Genomic DNA, 3802 nt, shown 5'->3' with positions numbered 1-3802 from the left:
GGGTCCAGATGAGGCGCGTGGCGCTCAATACAATCCGGCGATTGTATGAAGCATGTCAAGAAGTCCGTCCTCCTTTGGTATTCGCCGCACGAGATGTACTCGCTCGTGACCGACATCCCGAGCTATCCGCAGTTCCTGCCGTGGTGCGAACGCGCCGAGGTGCTGGGCGAAGACGGCACCGGCGTCACTGCCCGGTTGCAGCTGTCGTTCGCCGGTGTCGGCCAGGCCTTCACCACCCGCAACGAGAACGTGCCCGACGAGAGCGTCCACATGATGCTGGTCGACGGCCCGTTCTCGACGCTCGACGGCACCTGGCGCTTCCTGCCGCTGGCCGCACCCGGGTCACCGGGCCAGGGTGGGCAGGCGGCCTGCAAGATCGAGTTCGAGCTGCGCTATGAATTCGCCAACGGCGCGCTGGAGCTGGTGATCAGCCCGGTGTTCGACCGCATCGCCAACACGCTGGTCGATTCGTTCGTCAAGCGGGCGGAACAGGTGCATGGACCCCGCTGATCCCGTCGAGCTGGCGATCGAGGTCGCCTGGAGCCCGCAGGCGGGCGAGGTGAGGGTGGTGCCGCTGCGGCTGCCCGCCGGCAGCACGGTGCACGATGCGCTGCGGCAGGGCGGTGTGCTGGAGGCCGGCTCGGGGATGGACCTGACGCACTGCCGGATCGGCGTCTGGGGCCACCTGCGCGAGCTGGGCGATGTGCTGCGGGACCGCGACCGGGTGGAGGTCTGGCGCGCGCTGCGCGTCGATCCCAAGGAGGCGAGGCGCCAGCGCTCCAGACGAGGCTGACGGTCCCTCGCTGGCGGCTTACTTGCAGTCGGACGCGATGATGTCGCGGGTGCGCTTGGTCTCGTCGGCGCGGCCCTTGTCGTCGAGGATCTCGCGTTCGCCGTTGGCGTTCGTGCGTGCCATGCGGATGCCGTCTTCGAGCGTCTTCAGCTGCCCCTTGGCGCGCGTGCAGTTCTCGGCGCGCACGGCGGCGAGCTTCTCTTCCTCGGCCTTGCGCTTGGCGGCGTCGTCCTGCTCGGTCTTGCGGCGCTTGGCCTCGAGGTCCGGGTCGACCAGCTTCGGGCCGCTGGCCGCGGCGGCTGCCGGCGTGGCCTCGGCCGGGGTCGTGCCCTGCATCGGCGCGCGGCGCGCGGCACCGGCCGGGCGCTGCAGGATGTCCTGCTCGGCGATGCTGCCGGGCGGCGGGATGTCGCTGTACTGCACGTGGCCCTTGCCGTCGCGCCATTTCCACTGGGCGAATGCCGTGCTGTGCAGGCCGATCGACAACACGGCGAGGAGGGCGCAGGCACCCAGCCTGGACGACGTGCGGGAAGGAATGAATTGCATGGCCGAAAGTGTAGTCGGCGTGACATGTGTGCAGGCGCGAGGCTCTGTCACCTTTTGTATGGCGAGGCCCGGTTGGCCGAGGATGGCCGTGAACTATTACCGCTTTGGCGCGGCAGGCATCGGCGCTGCCCATCGAAGGGGTCCGGACCCACGCCGTGAAGGGTGCGTCTGACATCCGTATAATTCGCTTTTGCGTCAGGAGTTTTTCTCATGCGCCTTCTTGGCAAAGCGCTCACCTTCGACGATGTGTTGTTGGTGCCAGCTTTCTCCCAGGTCCTGCCCCGCGACACCTCGCTCGCGACCCAGCTCTCCCGCAACATCCRCCTGAACCTTCCGCTCGTGTCCGCTGCGATGGACACCGTGACGGAAGCACGCCTCGCGATCGCGATCGCGCAGGAAGGCGGCATCGGGATCGTCCACAAGAACCTGTCACCGAAGCAGCAGGCTGCCGAGGTGGCGCGCGTGAAGCGCTATGAATCGGGCGTGCTGCGCGATCCGATCACCATCTCGCCCGGCGTGCCGGTGCGCGACGTGATCAACCTGTCGCGCCAGCACGGCATCTCGGGCTTCCCGGTGCTCGAGGACGGCAAGGTGGTCGGCATCGTGACCGGCCGCGACCTGCGCTTCGAGACCCGCATGGACATCCCGGTGCGCGAGATCATGACGCCGCGCGAGCGCCTGATCACGGTGCGCGACGGCGCCTCGCTGGCCGATGCCAAGGCGCTGATGCACAAGCACAAGCTGGAGCGCGTGGTGGTCGTCAACGACGCCTTCGAGCTGCGCGGCCTGWTCACCGTCAAGGACATCACCAARCAGACCAACTTYCCGAAYGCCGCGCGCGAYTYGCACGGCAAGCTGCGCGTCGGCGCGGCGGTGGGCGTCGGTGAAGACACCGAAGAGCGCCTCGAGTTGCTGGTGCGGGCCGGCGTCGACGCGGTCGTCGTCGACACCGCCCACGGCCACAGCGCCGGCGTGCTCGACCGGGTGCGCTGGGTCAAGAAGAACTACCCGCAGGTCGATGTGATCGGCGGCAACATCGCCACCGGCGCGGCCGCGCTGGCGCTGGTGGAGGCGGGTGCCGACGGCGTGAAGGTCGGCATCGGCCCCGGCTCGATCTGCACCACCCGCATCGTCGCCGGTGTCGGCGTGCCGCAGATCATGGCGATCGACAACGTCGCCTCCGCGCTGAAGGGCACCGGCGTGCCGCTGATCGCCGACGGCGGCATCCGCTACTCGGGCGACATCGCCAAGGCCATCGCGGCCGGCGCCTGCACCGTGATGATGGGCGGCATGTTCGCCGGCACCGAAGAGGCGCCGGGCGAGATCGTGCTGTTCCAGGGCCGCAGCTACAAGAGCTACCGCGGCATGGGCTCGATCGGTGCGATGCAGCAGGGCTCGGCCGACCGCTACTTCCAGGACAACACCGGCGCCAACCCGAACGCCGACAAGCTGGTTCCGGAWGGCATCGAGGGCCGCGTGCCGTACAAGGGCTCGATGGTCAGCATCGTGTTCCAGATGGCCGGCGGCCTGCGCGCCTCGATGGGCTATTGCGGCTGCCCGACGATCGACGACATGCGCGACCGCGCCGAGTTCGTCGAGATCACGTCGGCCGGCATCCGCGAGAGCCACGTGCACGACGTGCAGATCACGAAGGAAGCCCCCAACTACCGCATGGAGTGACGCCCGCACGCCGGGCGCCAGCGACCTTGACGACGAGTCCCACGACCGCGCCCGTGCAGCCGCCCGTCGGCCGCCCGGCGGCGATGCGCTTCATCCTGGTGACGGTGCTGATCGACATGATGGCGATCGGCCTGATCGTGCCGGTGCTGCCGGTGCTGGTCGGGGGCTTCACGGCCAACCCGGCCGAGCAGGCCTTCTGGTACGGCGCGGTCGCGTTCACCTTCGGCATCGCGAACTTCTTCAGCTCGCCGGTGCTCGGGGCGCTGTCCGACCGCTACGGCCGCCGGCCGGTGCTGCTGCTCGGCTTCTGCGGCTTCGCCTTCAGCTTCTTCGCGACGGCGCTCGCGACGCAGCTGTGGGTGCTGGTCGCGGTGCGGCTGGTGAGCGGCGCGCTGCAGGCGAACGCGGCGGTGGCGAACGCCTACGTGGCCGACATCACGCCGCCCGAAGACCGCGCGAAGCGCTTCGGCCAGCTCGGTGCGATGTTCGGCATCGGCTTCATCCTCGGGCCGGTGATGGGCGGGCTGCTCGGCGCCATCGACATCCATTACCCGTTCTTCGCGGCCGGCACGCTGGCACTGGTGAACCTGGTCTACGGGTACTTCGTGCTGCCTGAATCGCTGCCGCCGGAGCGCCGCAACAAGGACTCTATGCGCTCGCTGAACCCGGTGGCTGCACTGACGCACCTGGGCAGCCTGAAGGGCGTGGGCGGCCTGATCGCGGTGTCGGGCCTGTGCACGCTGGCGCAGTTCGTGTTGCACACCTCCTGGGTGCTGTACACCG

At 68.8% G+C, this 3802-nt stretch carries 5 protein-coding genes; 4 read left to right on the top strand and 1 reads right to left on the bottom strand.

Annotated elements, in window-relative coordinates:
- Positions 1–45: 45 nt before the first annotated feature.
- Positions 46–510 (top strand): type II toxin-antitoxin system RatA family toxin, encoded by a 465-nt coding sequence (locus AC1D12_RS27515; protein ID WP_047512105.1) that lies wholly within the window; start codon positions 46–48, stop codon positions 508–510.
- Positions 497–793 (top strand): RnfH family protein, encoded by a 297-nt coding sequence (locus AC1D12_RS27510; protein ID WP_477844223.1) that lies wholly within the window; start codon positions 497–499, stop codon positions 791–793. Before AC1D12_RS27515 ends, AC1D12_RS27510 begins: the two co-directional genes overlap by 14 nt.
- Positions 794–811: 18 nt before the next feature.
- On the opposite strand, the gene AC1D12_RS27505 is transcribed toward AC1D12_RS27510, so the two are convergent.
- A complete protein-coding gene (locus tag AC1D12_RS27505; protein ID WP_052213099.1) occupies positions 812–1339 on the bottom strand; it encodes a DUF4124 domain-containing protein in 528 nt (175 codons plus the stop codon).
- Between the two features lie 210 nt (positions 1340–1549).
- On the opposite strand from AC1D12_RS27505, the gene guaB reads away from it, so the two are divergent.
- Together guaB and AC1D12_RS27495 are read left to right on the top strand one after the other, a co-directional pair.
- A complete protein-coding gene (gene guaB, locus AC1D12_RS27500; RefSeq protein WP_477844222.1) occupies positions 1550–3019 on the top strand; it encodes an IMP dehydrogenase in 1470 nt (489 codons plus the stop codon).
- Between the two features lie 53 nt (positions 3020–3072).
- A partial coding sequence (locus AC1D12_RS27495; protein ID WP_477844220.1) for an MFS transporter occupies positions 3073–3802 on the top strand: 730 nt, incomplete at its 3' end.

This window comes from Rhizobacter sp. P1_G5, from assembly GCF_056405435.1.
Note: the sequence above shows the minus strand (reverse complement) of the source record. Positions and strands in the feature narration are given on the sequence as shown.